This window comes from Thalassospira sp. NFXS8, from assembly GCF_040148805.1.
Taxonomy (GTDB): Bacteria; Pseudomonadota; Alphaproteobacteria; order Rhodospirillales; family Thalassospiraceae; genus Thalassospira.
Genome location: NZ_JAGEMF010000001.1, coordinates 677,672 through 694,369, shown reverse-complemented (window position 1 = coordinate 694,369; position 16,698 = coordinate 677,672). Strand labels below are relative to the sequence as shown.

At 52.8% G+C, this 16,698-nt stretch carries 16 protein-coding genes and 1 riboswitch; of the genes, 7 read left to right on the top strand and 9 right to left on the bottom strand.

From position 1 onward, the window contains the following. Positions 1-397 precede the first annotated feature (397 nt). Positions 398-2,113, bottom strand: a complete 1,716-nt coding sequence (locus tag J4E05_RS03140; RefSeq protein ID WP_246833010.1) for a methyl-accepting chemotaxis protein — start codon at positions 2,111-2,113, stop codon at positions 398-400. A 458-nt stretch (positions 2,114-2,571) separates the two neighbouring features. On the opposite strand from J4E05_RS03140, the gene J4E05_RS03135 reads away from it, so the two are divergent. From J4E05_RS03135 to J4E05_RS03115, 5 genes are all read left to right on the top strand, one after another. Next, entirely contained in the window at positions 2,572-2,841 is a 270-nt protein-coding gene (locus tag J4E05_RS03135) for a hypothetical protein (RefSeq protein WP_085593373.1), read from the top strand. 364 nt (positions 2,842-3,205) lie between these two features. Beyond that, positions 3,206-3,466 carry a hypothetical protein gene (locus tag J4E05_RS03130; protein ID WP_349592338.1) on the top strand — a complete coding sequence of 87 codons (261 nt, stop codon included), beginning with the start codon at positions 3,206-3,208 and terminating at the stop codon, positions 3,464-3,466. 127 nt (positions 3,467-3,593) lie between these two features. After that, positions 3,594-4,121: an adenine phosphoribosyltransferase gene (locus tag J4E05_RS03125; protein ID WP_349592336.1), complete on the top strand. Its 528-nt coding sequence runs from the start codon at positions 3,594-3,596 to the stop codon at positions 4,119-4,121. 126 nt (positions 4,122-4,247) lie between these two features. Next, positions 4,248-4,712, top strand: a complete 465-nt coding sequence (locus J4E05_RS03120) for a hypothetical protein (RefSeq protein WP_349592334.1) — start codon at positions 4,248-4,250, stop codon at positions 4,710-4,712. 146 nt (positions 4,713-4,858) lie between these two features. Then, positions 4,859-5,401, top strand: coding sequence for a Panacea domain-containing protein (locus tag J4E05_RS03115; protein WP_085593375.1), 543 nt, complete (start codon positions 4,859-4,861; stop codon positions 5,399-5,401). Positions 5,402-5,488: 87 nt separating this feature from the next. Here the strand turns inward: J4E05_RS03115 and J4E05_RS03110 are convergent, their stop codons facing one another. Beyond that, on the bottom strand, positions 5,489-6,661 hold the full coding sequence (locus J4E05_RS03110) for a ChaN family lipoprotein (RefSeq protein WP_349592332.1): 1,173 nt from the start codon (positions 6,659-6,661) through the stop codon (positions 5,489-5,491). A 169-nt stretch (positions 6,662-6,830) separates the two neighbouring features. After that, the gene (locus J4E05_RS03105; RefSeq protein WP_349592331.1) at positions 6,831-7,985 is read right to left on the bottom strand and encodes a trans-sulfuration enzyme family protein; all 1,155 of its coding nucleotides are present in this window, start codon (positions 7,983-7,985) and stop codon (positions 6,831-6,833) included. A 115-nt stretch (positions 7,986-8,100) separates the two neighbouring features. Between J4E05_RS03105 and J4E05_RS03100 the strand changes: the two genes are divergently transcribed. Then, on the top strand, positions 8,101-9,405 hold the full coding sequence (locus tag J4E05_RS03100) for an NAD(P)/FAD-dependent oxidoreductase (protein ID WP_349592329.1): 1,305 nt from the start codon (positions 8,101-8,103) through the stop codon (positions 9,403-9,405). Positions 9,406-9,460: 55 nt separating this feature from the next. Here J4E05_RS03100 and J4E05_RS03095 read toward each other — a convergent pair whose 3' ends face one another. The 6 genes from J4E05_RS03095 to J4E05_RS03070 form a co-directional block, all read right to left on the bottom strand. Further along, entirely contained in the window at positions 9,461-10,309 is an 849-nt protein-coding gene (locus J4E05_RS03095; protein WP_349592327.1) for an EamA family transporter, read from the bottom strand. A 248-nt stretch (positions 10,310-10,557) separates the two neighbouring features. Continuing rightward, positions 10,558-11,559, bottom strand: a complete 1,002-nt coding sequence (locus tag J4E05_RS03090) for an MBL fold metallo-hydrolase (RefSeq protein WP_349592325.1) — start codon at positions 11,557-11,559, stop codon at positions 10,558-10,560. Between the two features lie 180 nt (positions 11,560-11,739). Beyond that, complete coding sequence (locus J4E05_RS03085) at positions 11,740-12,693, bottom strand: ABC transporter substrate-binding protein (protein ID WP_085593315.1); 954 nt, start codon at positions 12,691-12,693, stop codon at positions 11,740-11,742. Positions 12,694-12,790: 97 nt separating this feature from the next. Further along, on the bottom strand, positions 12,791-13,612 hold the full coding sequence (locus J4E05_RS03080) for an ABC transporter permease (protein WP_349592323.1): 822 nt from the start codon (positions 13,610-13,612) through the stop codon (positions 12,791-12,793). Beyond that, a complete protein-coding gene (locus J4E05_RS03075) occupies positions 13,609-14,430 on the bottom strand; it encodes an ABC transporter ATP-binding protein (protein ID WP_349592321.1) in 822 nt (273 codons plus the stop codon). The genes J4E05_RS03080 and J4E05_RS03075 overlap by 4 nt, the downstream gene beginning before the upstream one ends. Next, a riboswitch (TPP riboswitch) is annotated at positions 14,421-14,532 on the bottom strand. (Overlaps the previous gene by 10 nt.) Positions 14,533-14,630: 98 nt before the next feature. After that, a complete protein-coding gene (locus J4E05_RS03070; RefSeq protein WP_349592319.1) occupies positions 14,631-15,599 on the bottom strand; it encodes a quinone oxidoreductase family protein in 969 nt (322 codons plus the stop codon). A 98-nt stretch (positions 15,600-15,697) separates the two neighbouring features. On the opposite strand from J4E05_RS03070, the gene J4E05_RS03065 reads away from it, so the two are divergent. Continuing rightward, positions 15,698-16,546, top strand: coding sequence for a LysR family transcriptional regulator (locus tag J4E05_RS03065; protein ID WP_349592317.1), 849 nt, complete (start codon positions 15,698-15,700; stop codon positions 16,544-16,546). Positions 16,547-16,698: the final 152 nt, after the last annotated feature.

Here is a 16,698-nt window from a genome sequence, read left to right as displayed (position 1 = left end):
TCATGATGTTCGCAAAAGTTGCAAGAAATAAGGGGGGGGGGAACCTGCGATGTGCGCTTTACGATGCGACGTTGTTTTTTCGGGTGATCGCGTCGCGGTAAAATTCAGCCCCGGCACCGATTGCCAAAAAAGAACCAGTGCCACGATTTTTCAATTATCGAATATGCCCGGGCAGGTGCGCTTACCGCAGTTCCCGTCTGTCTTTATGCAAGGGTGCCGGCAGCTTTACCGTATTCTCATTCACATTGGCATCAGGTGCCGCCCGTTCGGGCAGTGTTTCCATGCATCATCGGAAAGGGGATGCGCTAATGAGGCCTGTAACAGCATTATCAAGGCGTATAAAAACGCGCCCGGCGATTAATGGTTTCGCCGGGCGCTTTGTTTAATGTTTCAGGTATCAGGCTGAGCGAATACCATCAAGGAAGCGATCTACCTCGATCCGCAGATTTTGCGAAAGTTCGCCCAGTTCTTCGGCCACTTCCAGAACGGAATGAGCTGATTTGTCGGTTTCGCCGACGGTGTGGCTCACCCTTTCAATATTGCGGGTAACTTCCTGGGTGCCGATAGCGGCCTGTTCAACATTGCGGGCAATTTCGCTGGTGGCATCGGCCTGTTCGCGGACGGCCTCGGAAATGGTGCCCGTGATGTCGGTGATACGCAGGATGACTTCGGAAATATCCTGAATGGATTTTACTGTTTTACCCGTTTCATTCTGAATGGCGTTGATCTGTTCCGAAATTTCGTCAGTGGCGCGCGCGGTTTGATTGGCAAGGTTTTTTACTTCGGCGGCAACCACGGCAAATCCCTTGCCCGCTTCCCCGGCACGGGCCGCCTCGATGGTCGCGTTCAGGGCCAACAGGTTGGTCTGGCCGGCAATGTCGCTAATCAGGTTAACAATTTCGCCAATCTTGCCCGCAGCTTCTGAAAGCCCGGCAACAGTGCGGCTTGAAACGTCGGCTTCCTGTGATGCTTCGGCGGTGATTTCGGTTGATTGATGGGCCTTGTCACCAATTTGCGTGATTGATGCCGATAAATGATCGGCAGCTTCAGATACGGTTTGAACGTTGGTGGTTGCTTCTTCGGATGCGGCGGCAACCGTGGTGGCGTTTTTACTGGCCTGGTCGGCGGCCCCTACCAGTTGGCGGGCGGTGTTTTGCATCCGGTCTGCCGATGTCGAAACCGACGACACAATCGTTGCGATGATTTTTTCAAAATCCCCAATCAGCGATTCCAGCCGTACCATGCGTTGTTCACGCTGTTGTTGGGCGGCTTTTTGTTCTTTTTCCATCCGTTCCTTGGCAATGGCATTGGTTTTAAACACTTCTACCGATCGGGCCATCGCTCCAATTTCGTCATGACGCTGGGTATTATCAATATCCACATCGATGCGGCCTTCGGCCAGATCACGCATAACGGCATCAAGCTGCGACAAAGGGTTGGTCACAATGTTGGATAACAGGGCGCGAATGCCGACCACGGTTAAAATGGCAACAATAATACCGCCAATAACAATGCCGATCAGGATGGTGTTGGTTTTGGCCTGTTCCGGTGCCACCGAAAGGCTGGAAGACAAAACGGCAATAACGTCGCCTTTTTCTTCGCCCATTAACCCGCCGTGGCAGGTAAAACATACTTCCTTGTCTGCACCCTTGGTCACACCTAAAACAATCGGCATCGACATGCGATAAGTGCCATCATCGGTGTAACGGCCAACCAGTTTACCGGTTTGAATGGCTTCTTCATCAATGGCGTCGCGGGGCAGTTTCAGGGGTTTTTCTTCGTTTTCCTGCATATAGGCCAAGGTTTTGGGTGCCCAGACCGACCATAATTCGCCGGGGTAATCCTGGTTGCGGCTGTCAAACCAGTTATTGAAAACGCGAATGCCGATATCGTCCGAATCATCAACCCGGGCGGCCATAACGTTCACAATCAGGGCATGGAGGGATGTCAGTTCATTGTCGCTAAGCTGTTTTAGCTTGGCATCCATGGCGTGGCGTTCTGTCATGGCGATCATGATCAGGGCAATCACCATGACTGCCGTTACACCAAATGCCGATGCAACCATAAACCGTTTACGAATTCCCATCCGTTTCCAACTGGATAAAAGCGCCATCAATTTCCCTCGAACCCGTCAAAACCGGAAATGAACACACATGCAAAAATTTCCCAAACCTGCCTGTGCAACGACTAGTTAACCATCCTGATTTGGTGTTTATACCAATCGCCCTTTTACCCGGGTGAAACATTGATTTGCCTCAAGTCGGTGGTGTCATTCAGAAATATTCCAAATTTAAATCTAATGTGATGGTGGTATGTCCCGTCATCGCATCACAGGGGTAATCTGCCCGTATTTTGTGATTTAAATAGTAACGGATAATGGAACGTTATTATGATGATGGCGGTGCTGCCCGGTAGGGCACAGGGCGTTTGCCGCCCGGGACGGTGCATCGGGGCACAATGTTGCGGCGCGATGGTTGAAATTACCGCGATAGGCAGGCATACCTGACCAAAATGGGACATAGTGCCAACGATCAAAGATCAGGTCAGACAGATCAGAAATTGGGGTTGATAATGAATATTACTTTTGCCGACGCACAAAAGAAGCTGGAAGAAATCACCGCTGAAATGCTGATTTTGATTCGGCAATACGGTCTGGATGCCGAATCCCCGTTTGATGTGATTACTGTGGCGCGCAATAAAATTGGTAACGAGCAGGATTATATCCGTTTTCTCGAGCTCTCGCTTGAGGGGCGGATCTATGGGGAATATGCCGAAGCCCTGCAAAAACAGATGGACCAGCAGGCTGAAAACGCTGAAGACGCGCTTAACAATATCCATTGATCCCTGACACCATAATCGGAACCGACGGAAAGTGATCATATCGTGTTGTCGCATCGCGCCGCTGTTTTTGCGGGTGGACGATGTTGATTGACACCGATGTGAAAAGTTTTTTGCCATCGTGTTGTGACAGGGAAGTTGCCGTCGCGTCGGGAAAAACTGGCGGTTTTCTGTATGAAAGGGGCAATGACGCAGGGCATCGTCACAAAATGTTCGCCAACATGTCACCGTCTTGCAGTTGAGAAACCGTATTTCCCGGCCTATATCGCGGGGGTCGATGCGCTGTACCACGAAGTACACAAAAGGCGTGCGACCGTGCCGGCAGTTTGCCGGGCATACCGGGAAAACGAGCAACAGGATGGCGGACATGAATAAAAGTTATGTTCAGACCTTGATGGAAGTCGAAAGGGTATTTGGTCAGATCAACGATCATGACTACCGTTTATATCGCGCCGTCTGGGGCAACCGGCGCGCTGCGGATATCGGCATGCCACGTGGAACCCGTGCCGAGATAAGCCGTAAACTGGCCGATGACTTTACACCTGCTGCACATATTGTAGTAGGGGGCGGTGTTACCGGACAGGCCATTGTTGGCGGGCGCAAAATGGAATTTCATAACGCCGCCTGATTGCACATAGAAAAAATCAGATATTGCAGCATTGCATTTTTTGCTCCGCTGCCCGATTTTAGGCCGCCAGTCGATACTTCGATGGCGGCTTTGTTTTGTCATTTTCGGGCCGGAGGCCACATCTGTTATGTCGATTAAATCGCTGATTCGTTCCATTCCTGATTATCCGAAAAAGGGAATTATGTTTCGCGATATCACAACTTTGTTTGGTGATGCCGAAGGGTTGCGCGAAGTGATAGACACCCTGGCCGGAGAGTTTCAGGACCAGAAAATTGACGTGATTGCCGGTATTGAAGCCCGTGGTTTTATCATTGGTCCGGCGGTGGCGCTGGCGTTGGGGGTGGGGTTTGTGCCCATTCGTAAAAAAGGAAAATTGCCCGCCAAAACCGTGTCGGTTGAGTATGACCTGGAATATGGCTCCGACATTATTGAAATGCATGTCGATGCTGTCAAACCGGGGCAGCGGGTTCTGATCCTGGATGATTTAATTGCAACGGGCGGCACAGCCCTTGCCGCAATTGATCTGATTGAAAAGGCCGGGGCCGTTCCGGTTTCCTGCGCCTTTATTATTGATTTGCCCGATATTGGCGGGGCCGCTCGTATACGTGAGCGGGGCGTTCCGGTGTTTAATATTGTTGAATTTGAAGGCGACTGACGACCGATATAGCGGAGCAATCGGGAGTTTAATATCGCCTGATTTTTGTGATTTTTTCAGACATTTAATGTATAATCTCAAAGGTAGATAAATTAAGCGCCCATCTTTTCAACGATGGTGAAGGTGATGATACCGCAACTGCCCCCCGTCCAGGTAACCAGTGCCGCCATGCATATGACGCGGCTTGCCCCGGCTGGCGCGCGCGGTATTGCATCGGTTACCCGCGATGCGGGCATTGAACAAACCAACGAACAATTCGGTTATCATTCCGATACCGACGGAACCCTGTTTAATGCCTTTATCGACGAAAAAAATGGCCGTGGCACCCCGCATGGCGGTGGCAAAGGCGGACAAAGCCCTCAGGATAATAACAGTGCCCAGGCCCGGTTGCGCGGTAATCGTGATGCGGCAGGGCGTGATGCCAGCGGTCCTGGTTCAGGGGGGGACTGGCGCTTTGCCGATTTTCTGAACTTTGAAGGTCCGCTTGATTTGGGCGCGCGCCGGTCGCCCCAGTCTATGTATGCGATGGTAAATGCCGTAACGCATGGTGCCATGCCTGCACGTGGTCAGCGGCTTGATTTCCAAATTTGATTTTGGACGTATTTGCGGTGGTCTGCATTTATGTGGTGGGGCTGTGCTATTGCCCCCCTTGTTGCATGGCGGTGGGCTGGCTATCATGTGCAATGCAGGTTAAACCTGCCAATGGGTAATTGTTTTTCGTTTTGATCTGGGCAGGTATGAAACAAAAACCGGTTCTTTATTCGGTATTTGATGTTGCGTTTCGGCTGATCGATCACGCGCTGAACGATAATGAATATCTGCAACCCCAGAAATTGCACCGGTTGTTATATCTGGCGCAGGGCTATTTTGGGGCGTCCTATCATGGGGCAATGTTGATGCCCGCCCTGTTCGTAGCCGAAGAAGCCGGCCCGATAGAACCCAATCTTTATGTGTTGATGGAAGAAACCCGCCCCGATGTGCGGCTAAAATCTATCAATGATAAAACAAAACACTTTATCGAAAGCGTCTGGCGGCAATTTGGGCATCATTCGGTGGATCATTTAAATGCCTCCATTCGGAACCACGCCCCCTATCAGGATGCATGGCGGGCCGGGCCGGGAACATTGATATCATTTGATGAAATGGTGACGTTCTATACCGCGGTTCGTAAAACAGCTACCACGCCCGAGGCCGAGGATGTGGTGCGCCCGCGTGTGATGCGTTCGCACAAAGGCAAGCCTGTTGCCACAACCGATTGGCGACCCCGGCGGTTAAAATAGGCAGTTTTCAGCATTAAAACGGTTGTTTTTCGGCAAATAACAGGCATCGCGGGCGGTTAACTTTGCTGCCTTTAGGGGCCTGTTTGCCTATTCCTGCGGGCGCGCCGGGGGAATTGGCATGATGCGGCGCATCGGGTTGTTTGAGGGTTCCGGGTCAATTATTGGGCCCGAATGCGGTGCGGGGCCGGTTTTCAGGGGGGCTGTCTTTGCTGAATTATCCTGGTTTGCGGGCGGCGTTGTTAAATCGTCGCTTTGATCATCGCCTTGTGTAATGTCATCGTTTGCTGCCGGGGCATCGGGCAGGGGCGGGCCGGTATTTTCACTGGTCGCCGGGGCGACTGCCTCGTTGTCGTCCGCTGTGCCATTTTGGGCATCCGGCTTCGTGGCATGTGGCATTGTAATACCATCGCACGGGTTTGACCGTGCAAGGTCGGATGTAAACCAGATAAAATCAACACTATGACCCGGGCCATAGGCCTTTAGATAATTTGCAGGCGAAACCGATGGATCACCGGGGTTGGGGGCTTCTCGCATGATGATAACAATGCTGGTTCCTTTGGGGTCAAACCGTTTTAAATGCCAGGGGACTGCAACGTTGGCCCGTGCATGCATGGCACCGGTGATCAGGAACGCGCCCTTAATCCCTTTTTGTTTGCTTGCATCAAACATCGCACGTGCCAGCGAGGCATCACGCGCGAACTGGATGGTGCTAAAAGGTGGTGCCTGATCGGGCGATAAAACACCGCAATGGACATCGACAATTTCACGATCAAACAGTGTTTTTGTTTCATCGGGCAAAGGTGGCAAAGCCAGCTTTTTTTCCAGGCTGGCAGGCAAGGCAGCGTTGCCTTTTTCGATCAGGGGGCCAATGATGTCATCGGGCAGGTTTCCGGCAATCATGGGTAACTGGTGCTGGCGTGCGGCTTCGGCGATGGGCGAATAATCCTGCCAGGACGGCCAGCCGCTGTTGTCCCAGTCCAGTGCGACGCCAATATCATCGATCGCGCGTTTTTTGTCGTGCCATGCATCATCCAGGTCCTTTTGCTGGTCCCGGTTGATCATTTCCCACACAACGGCCCGTTTCAGACCATCGCCCGATAGCACATCCACCAGTTCGGCCTGACGTTGATGATGGATCAGGTTGTCGTGGGTTTCACCCAGTAAAATGTATTTTGCCCCGGCTGCGGCGGATTGCAGGGTTTCCAGCCGCACATAGTCGCCTTTGGCAACATCATAGATTAATCCCGGCGCAGGCGACATGGGGCTTATATCCCCGCCGGCCGCCTGCGCCGGTTTACCGGCACCAACGCATAGAACAATCAGCAGATAAACAATAAACGGAAAGCCGGTTTTCCCGGCCCGGGGTTTGTTGTGAATTGTTGGCATGTTCCGGTTCGGTGTTGTTGGCAAAAAAGATACCTGACGATGGTTATTTTGTGTGGTTCAAGGCCGTTTCAATGTCGTCAATCAGGTCGTCGATGTTTTCGATGCCGACAGACATACGCAAAAGATCGCCGGGAACCGGGCTGGCTGGCCCTTCGACAGAGGCGCGATGTTCTATCAGGCTTTCAACGCCGCCCAGTGACGTCGCACGTTTAAACAGTTTGCAGGCATTATGAAAGGCGACTGCGCGTTCGGTGCCGCCTTTAACCCGCAGTGACATCATGCCACCAAAGCCACCGTGCATTTGCTTTTTGGCTATCTCGTGGCCAATGTGGCTTTCAAGGCCCGGATATTGCACCTGTTCAATTTCGGCATGGTTTTCAAAGTGCCGGGCAATTGCCATCGCATTGCTGCTGGCGCGTTCCACCCGTATCGAAAGGGTTCGCATACCGCGCAATAACAGCCACGTTTCAAACACACCCAGAACGGCCCCGCCGCCTTTGTGCTGTTTGCAAACCTGTTCCCAGAAAGCATCTTTTTTTGCACAGGTTAATGTGCCTGCCAAAACATCGCTATGTCCGTTCAGGTATTTGGTGGCCGAATGCATGACAATATCGGCGCCAAATTCAATTGGCCGGGTAATTAGCGGTGTTGCCACCGTATTATCAACGGCCACGACCGCGCCAATCTTGTGGGCCGCACTGGCAACCGCAGCAATATCGGTAATTTGCCAGTCAGGGTTGGCGGGGGTTTCCAGCCATACCAACTTTGTTTTACCGGGCTGCATGTGTTTGGCCCATGCGTCCGCGTCGCCATTATCAACAAAATCAAATGTCAGGCCCGACCGTACGCCAACATCCTGCATAAACCCGCGCAGGGCCCAATACATAATCTTGGGCGCAACCACATGGTCGCCCGGTTGCAGGGCTTGCAGCACACAAACTGCTGCCGCCATGCCCGATGCAAACAACCGGCTGTCCGCGCCGCCTTCAAGGGCGTTTAAAACGGCACAGGCCTGATCATAGGTCGGGTTATCGGCGCGGGTGTAACAGCGCCCGTCGTGATAGCTAAGGTCGGTATTACGTTCAAATGTGGTTGACGGGTATAGCGGCGGGGTGACCGACCGTGTTGTTTCATCAACCCAGCCCAGTGCCTGTGCGGCCACAGTGGCCGGGTGCTGATTATTGGTTTTCGGGGGCATTTTTTGGTTTCCCTGATGGTGGTGGCCATGCTTAATGGGTATACCCTAATGCGCCCTATCAGTTTGGGGAACCACAAAAATACCCGGTTGATCCTCTATCAGGGATATGATGCACATGCAGACGCAAACCTTTCCAAAACAGGCCGACATTGTCATTATTGGCGGTGGTATTCAGGGGGCCGCCAGCGCGTATTACCTGCAAAAGGCCGGAATGTCGGTTGTTTTGCTGGAAAAGGATACGGTGGCATCGCATCAGTCGGGCCGGGCATGGGGGTTTGTGCGCCAGCAGGGGCGCGATCCGGTTGAACTTCCCCTGATGAAGGCCTGTATCGATATTTGGCCAAATCTGGAGCGCGACCTTGGCGCCGATCTGGAATGGCGACAGGGCGGCGTTTTATATGTTGCCAAGGATGACGCCGAAATGGCCCGTTATGAACGCTGGCTGGTCGATGCCCAACCTTATGATATTGGTACGCGCAAGCTGGGTCAGGCCGAGGTGAAAAGCCTGATGCCCGGCATTACATCGCCCGGTGTCGGGGGGATTTTCACGGCGAATGACGGGCAGGCCGAACCAAAAAAAGCTGCCCCGGCGCTGGCAAAGAAGGCGCACGACCTGGGGGCGGTAATTTTGCAGGGTTGCGGTGCATTGGGCATTGAAACCGAAGGCGGGCAGGTTAGCGGTGTTATCAGCGAACGCGGATTGATTAAAACCCGCATTGTCATTTGCGCTGCCGGGGCCCTGACGCATAAGTTTGTTGCCAGATTTGGCCGTCGTTTGCCGCAACAAACAACCCGGGGCACGGTGATACGTACCAAACCGGTGCCGCCGATTTCGGCGGTCAGCGCGGTTGTCGATGGTTTGGGGTTTCGCCAGCGCGCCGACGGGTCGCTCAATCTGTCGGACGATATCAATACCGATATCGACCTTACCCTGTCGCGCTTTCGCTATGCTGCCGATTTCCTGCCGGGCTACAAATCGAACTGGCGCAATTTCAATTTCCATCTTGATATGCGGTTTATCGATGATCTGGCTGATCATTTACCCGGTAGCCCGGCCGCGGATAAACCGCTTATGGGGCGTCGACAAACTACAGCCTTGCCCAACCCGAAACGTATTCGCAACTCGCTGGCCGCGTTTAAACGCCTGTTTCCCCATATCGAAACACCACAAATTGTTGATCAATGGGCCGGCGACATCGATGTGACCCCCGATGCCGTCCCGGTGATTGACCAGCTTGAAAATCCCGCGGGCTTTTTTATTGCTACCGGTTTTTCAGGCCATGGTTTTGCCATGGGGCCAATTGTTGGCAAGGTGTTGTCGGAATGGATCACAACCGGGCAAGCGTCAATTAATCTCGATGCTTTCCGGCTCTCGCGTTTTGAAACCGGGCAAAAACGGCATCCCTATGATTTACCATAAGAGCCTTGGCGTTTGGAACTGCCTGGCATCGTTTCAGGGGGCTATGGTGTGATTGTTAGCTGCGCGAAAAACGCAGCAACACCGCGCCGCACACCGTCATCATTGTCGATGCCAGTTTCACCAGGTTAAGTTTTTCGCCCATCATCACTACGCCAATTAACAAGGCAAAGATGATACTGGTTTCGCGCAAGGCCACCACCAGGGCGATGGGGGCCTGTGAAAACGCCCACATGACAGTGCAGTAAGCAGTGAAGGACGCGCTGCCACCAATGAAAAAGGCAATTTTGCCACGTTGGGCAATGTCCCGCCCAATTGCTGGCCGCTGAATATGCGCAAAAATGCCAAAAACCAGAATATTGCCGATGGTGTGCCAGGCGTAATAATCCATCACATTGCCAGCCACCCGCACCCCGTTGCCATCGGTCAGGGAATAGGCGCTGATAAAACAGCCGGTAATCAATGCCAGCAGTGCCGCCCGCCCGTTGCGTAATCCGTCAGCATGTCGCACCAGGCACAGGCTGATAATGCCGCAACCGATCAGGGCAATGGCGATCCCTTCAATAGGGGCCAGCACGACGCCCAAAAACAGGACCGAAACTGTCGCAACAATCAGCGGGGCCGACCCGCGGGCAATTGGATAAACCTGGCTAAGGTCACCCCATTGATAGGAATTGATCAAAAACCACTGATACCCCAAATGCAATGCCACCGACCCCGCCAGATATTGCCAGCTTGCCGGGGCAGGCAGGCTGGTAAAGGGTAAAAGCAGCAATAACAATGGGGCGTGCCCAAAAATGACGGCAGTCATATTGAGCATTTTGTCTTTGCCACCCTTGATCAGGGCATTCCAGATCGCATGCATCAGGGCTGCGCCAATTACCGCCAAAAAAACTGTTGTGGTCATTGGGGCTGTTTCCTTTGGCGAGGCAATTAATCCGGAAGGGATTGCGGGCACCTGGAGGGTGCCAGTTTGAAAGCGGTATCGTTTCCTAATTTTGCAGGCAGTTCAAGTGCCGGGATAGCGGAAAATGCCCAAGATTAAAAATGATTTGAAAATGATGTAAAAAAAACCGCAAAGGCAATCATCGTTGCTGCCTTTGCGGTTTGATTAATCGGTAATCCGATGGGGGATGCATGCCCATCGGCACCGGTTTACGCCTGCGCTGGCGCGGATATATGATGATGCGTTCCGCCGACCGGCAGCGCCAAAAAATGTTCAGGGTTTAACCCGGCGCGCTCCATTGCGATATGAAGCCGTTTGGGTGGTTCATCAACAGGTTCGGCGGTTAAAACAAACGTCCCCCAATGAATGGCAATGGCCTGTTTTACGCCCATCACCTGTTTGATCATAACGGCTTCTTCGGGGTTAACGTGGGCGGTTTTCATGAAGTCGCGCGGGTCATAGGCCCCAATCGGAATAAGCCCTAAATCAAACGGGCCATATTTTTCGCCCATTTCGGCAAATAATTGTTCGTTCCAACCGCTGTCGCCAACAAAATAGAATTTAAACCCGTTGGGAAATGTCAGGGCATAACCACCCCAAAGCATTTCCTTGCGGTCGCTAATTTTGCGGCTGGACCAGTGATAGGACGACGTGTGTACAATTTTAACACCGTTAACTTCGGCGTATTGGCCCCAGTCCATTTCAAGGCAACCGTCAATCCCGGCTTCTTTTAACAGCGAGGCATTTTTCAACGGCACGACATGGGTGGGGCCGTTGCCAATTTGGCGTAATGATTCAAGGTCGCAATGATCATAATGATTGTGCGAAAGAAGGATAATGTCGATTTTTGGCAATTGATCAATGCCAAGGCCGGGCGGGCTGTATCGTTTGGGTCCGATCCGGGCAAAGGGCGATGCCCGGTCTGAAAAAACCGGATCGGTTAGAATGTTCAGTCCTTGATATTGCAATAATACAGTGGCATGGCCAATCCAGGTGACCTGGGCGACATCGGGATTGGGGGTGTGAATGGCATCCAGATCGGGTGAAACAACAGGGGTTTTACCGATCTGGTCTTTGGCCTTGGGCCAGCTTTCACGCCCAAACAACCGGCGGCGTAAAAACGTAAAAAACGATTTTTTGCCTTCCGGTAAAGGATAGCGGTTTTCAAAGCCGTTTTCGGTGTGATGGTCCGGGCGCGATACAGAATTCACAGGTTTTCCCTTATCATTTTTGTTCTTTTACTATGTGTTGCATTTACAACGCTGCGCAAGTGGGCGAATTATTTTGTGCTGTGCGATTTGTATATTGCCCAAAAAAAAGGCAGTACCCGCAGGTACCGCCCGTTTCGTCATGCCGGCCCATTTAATGACAGGCACGTTAAAATGAATACGTTATTCGACTACATCGACATAGCTATCAAGGTCAGGTGTTTGGTCGATAATGCCTTCATCAAGCAAATATTGGGCAAAACGGGCATACCGCCCCCGATCAACGGCGGCCGGGCGTAAGGCAAAGCGTGGTAATGTGTCGGCCCAGGCGCGTTTGTTCAATTCATCATCCAGGTTGGGATAGGCGGCGACAAACGCCTTCCAGCTATCATCGGGGTGGTTGATCAGATATTGGGTGGCTTCTTCCAGGGCATCAAGCATCTTTTTCATGCGCGGGTCGCCCACATGGTCCTTGCGTATGGTCAGGATCAACTCGTCATAAGGTGGAACACCTTCTTCCTCGACGTAAAATGCCTTGCCCGGTTTGCCTTCGATATCCATCTGGTTCAATTCGAAATTGCGATAGGCACCAATCACCGCATCAACCTGGCCTGAATATAATGACGGCGACAGCGAGAAATTGACGTTCACCAGTTCGACCGATTTGATATCAACACCGTGACTTTTTAGCATGGTTCCCAGAACTGCATCTTCAAAACCGGCCAGAGAATAACCGACTTTTTTGCCTTTCAGGTCGGCGATATCTTTAATGGGCCCGTCTTTTAACACCACCAGCGCGTTTAGCGGCGTTGCCACCAGGGTGCCAATGCGTGTTAGCGGCAAACCCTGTGCGACCTGAACATGCAATTGCGGTTGGTAATTGACCGCCACATCGCCTTGCCCGGCGGCGACCAGGCGCGGCGGGGCCGAAGGGTCCGCCGGTTCAACCAATTCCACATCCAGCCCGTGTTTGGTGAAAAATCCCTTTTCCTTGGCAACAATCAGCGGCGCGTGGTCGGGGTTTACAAACCAGTCCAGCAGGATCGTCAGTTTTTCGTTGGCATGGGCGGGTAATGCGGACAGCGCCAAAGACGCCCCGATGGTTGCAGCCGATAATATGGATTTTAGGCGTGACATCACTATTTCCCTGTTTCAAACAAGCACGGTGAAAATGAAAAAAATGCAGTGGCAAAATTGCGGGCAGGCCGCGATTATTGGCGCATAAGCAGCAAGTTTAATCGTGACGGGCAAGGCTGTCGGGTTGCCAGGGCAACAGCCTGCGTAACAGTTGATCGACAATGAAATATTGCATGATCGAAAAGGCACACAGGATCAGAAGGCAGGCAAAAACCATGTCGATTTGAACCCGGGCATTGGCTTGCAGCATTAAATATCCCAGCCCATGACTGGAGCCGACCCATTCGCCAATGATTGCCCCGATCGGGGCAACCGCCGTCGCCACGCGAAAGCCCGACGCAAAGGCGGGCAAGGCAGCTGGCAACCGAATATGTGTTAACAAACGCCAGCGATGTGTGCCCATCGTGTGCGCCAGATCAAGCCAGCCCGGTTCTGTCCGGGATAATCCATCAAAAAACGCCACAGTGACCGGAAAGAAAATGATCAGGGCAGCCATGGCAATTTTTGAGGCCATGCCAAACCCCAGCCACAGCACCAGCAACGGGGCAATCGCAAAAAACGGAATGGCTTGTGATACCAGCAATATCGGCATCAACCAAAACCGTATCGGGCTGAACAATGCCATTGGCAGGGCGGCAAGCGCGCCCAGAAGTGCCCCGGCAAACAGGCCAATTACGGTTTCGGCAATTGTATAACCCGCATGGTCCAGCAGCACCGCATGGCGGTTGGTCAGCGCCAGCCACACGTCATAGGGGGCAGGCAGCATGTATTTTGGTGCGCCCGTCACCATTACAACGATCTGCCAGGTGGCGATTAAGGCCACGATGATGATAATGGGCCGTGCCAGTTTCAGCAGTTTCCGTTCGGCCAACGGTTTTCGCGATATATGACGGGCGGGCTTTGTCGGCGGCGGGGTCATTGGGGGGCCTCCGTCGCACCGGTTTGGGGCGATATTGCGCCCAGCTGGTGTAACAGGCGGGCTTGATGGCTCAATATCGCGGGGTCGGTAATGTCGCGCGGGATCGTGCCTTGGGGAATAACGGCATCGGACAATATTGCCGGTGTGCCCTGCAACACCACAACCTTGTGGCCAACCCTAAGGGCTTCAAGCGGGTCATGTGTGACCAGCAAAACGGTTTTGCCGTGTAAAACCCGGGCTGCCAGATCCTGAATGCGCATTCGGTTTAGCGGGTCCAGGGCCGAAAAGGGTTCGTCCATTAAAACAACCGGGCGATCTTCCATCAAGGTGCGGGCCAGGGCCGCGCGCTGCTTCATGCCGCCAGATAACTGGGCAGGGCGCATCTGGGCGGCTTTGCCAAGCCCGACTTCGGCAATCAAATGATCGGCCCGGGAAAAATCAGGCTTTTCGCCACGTAACACCGCCCCAAGAACAACGTTTTCGCGCACGGATCGCCACGGCAACAGCAAATCTTGCTGCGCCATATAGGCAACCCGCCCGGCCAAGGGTAATCCGTCGCCACAGGTAATAATGCCGCTGGCAGCGTCGCCGACAAGCCCGGCCAGAAATCTTAAAAGGGTGCTTTTGCCCACGCCGGATGGCCCTAGCAAACAGGTAAAGCTGTTGGCACTTAGATCAAGGGAAAGGTCGTGAAAAAGGCTGGTGCCGTTAAATTCAACACCGGCACCGCGCAAATGAACATCAAAAGATGTCGGATTGCTGTCAGTTGGTGCCGGTATGTGCCTTATATTGGGCGTTTTTGCATCGGTATACGTCATACGATCCTTCCTACGCCGGTCTTAACCGGTTCAGGTTCAAAGGGTCGTTCGGCAACACCGAACCTCTCAGCCTGTTTACGACAGGCCCCCCTGGAGATGACGCGACTATGCGCAGATGAAACCCTTGCGTCAAGTTTCGTGATTAATGTTTTTCGTTTGGTCCTTGCCAATCTGGATGCCGACAAGGACCTGTTGGGCGTTTAGGGGTTAACTTGCAGGTAAACTGCACCACTTGTCGCCCCGGTTTCCAGATCGGTATGTGCTTGTGATGCGTTTTCAAAATCATATGCCTGGGCCAGCGGAAAAGATGACTGGCGTAAAACATCAAACCATGCGCTTGCCGCATGATGATATCCTTGCAGGTCATTGATAAAGGCCAAAACACTGGCACGAGTTAAAAACCGGTTTGTCAACGCGCTGACGTCAAGCAAAGGCATATCACCGCCGATTTGGCCAATATTGACTGTTGTACCAAATGGTTTGGTTGTGCGGATGGTTTTGCTCAGTGTTTCTCCGCCAATCCCGTCAAAGGCATAATCAACGCCACGGCCGTTCGTCAGGGCGACAATGGCGGTTTCAAAATCCTGTTCTTTATAGAATATGGCGTGGTCAAGTCCTTGCTGTTTGGCAAGTTCGGCTTTTTCTGGCGTGCTGAGGGTGCCAATTGTGGTGGCACCTAACCGTTTTGCCCAATGCACCATTATTTGCCCCAGGCCTCCCGCCGCTGCATGGACAAGAATGCTTTGCCCGGCTTGGACTTTGCACAGATGAACCAGCAGGAAATAGGCGGTTAGTCCGCGTAGCAATGACCCTGCAATTTGTTGATCACTTAGGTCATCGGGCAGTTTTATCACGCGGTTGGCGGCAACATTGCGCTGGGCGCTATAGCTGCCCACCGGGAAACCGGCATAGGCAACCCGCTCGCCAATGTTAAAATCACGCACATCCTTGCCGATGGCACAAACCGTTCCCACGGCTTCAACACCAATGCAGCCGGGCAGGGCGGGCATGGGATACAGGCCTTTGCGGAAATAAACATCCACAAAATTAACGCCGATCAGGCTTTGTTTGATTTGTATTTCGTTGTCCTGTGGAGCAGGTAAAGCAATATCAGTGGCGTATAAAACCGATGGTTCTCCGGTCTGGTCCATGTGAATGATACGGGTCATGTTTCTCTCCTGAATGTTGTGACAGGCTCAGGATTAAGGGGTATTTCTCTTGGGGGAAATTGCATATATTTGCATAGTAAATGGGTGATAATGCGCAAATGAACTGGGAAGATTTTCGTTATTTTCTAACGCTTGCCAATGCGGGCAGTTTTTCCGGCGCGGCACGCACGCTTGGTGTGGATCACAGCACGGTTGCCCGGCGCGTGGCGGCGCTTGAAACGGCATTTGGCGTTCGCTTGATCGATCGTTTGCCCAAGGCTGTGATGTTAACGCAGGAAGGTCATGCCCTTGCCAGGCGAGGCCAGGGCGCACTTGATGCGATGTTTGCCGTCGAGCGGGCGGCGGCAGGGGCGGTTGCCGGTGTGTCGGTGCCATTATGTATCAGCGCCCCGCCATCATTGGCGCGACATGTGATAGCGCCAGGCCTGAACCGGTTTTGTGAAATGCGCCCTGATATCGAGGTGATTTTGCAGGGGCAAACACAATCGGCCGACTTGAACCGTCGCCAGGCTGATATCGCCATAAGACTGTCGCGGCCGCGAAAATCCAGCGTGATTACCCGCAAACTGGCCGATATGCCATTGGGGTTTTATGGTGCCCGGGATTATACCAAAGCCGAGCCAGACTGGGACCTGATCAGTTGGGACGAAAGCAGCGCAGATATTCCGCAATATCGCTGGCTGGAAGACAGGTTAGACGGGCGGCGTGTTGTTTTGCGATCTAATGATATGGATGTGCAGGCGTCTGCTGCGCGCTCCGGGTTGGGGGTTGCCTTGTTGCCCTGTTATCTTGGCGATGCGGATCCTGATTTGAAAAGACTGCAGGAGCGCGAGAGTTTCCCCGCCCGCGAAATCTGGATGCTGGTTCATGCTGATTTGCGCCATGCCCCGCGGGTGCGAAGCGGAATGGATTTTCTGATTAAAACGATAGGCCGCCTTGGATCGTGACGGGTTGAAATCGTTGACAGCAGGGAAGAAGATCCTTCAAATTTTGAAATGTTACATAAACGCGAATATTTTGCGGGGTTTTGCGTATTCCCCCTTGAAATTTATGCACGCTTCTGCAAACCCTAATATCAGAGGCCGTCAAGGCTATACTT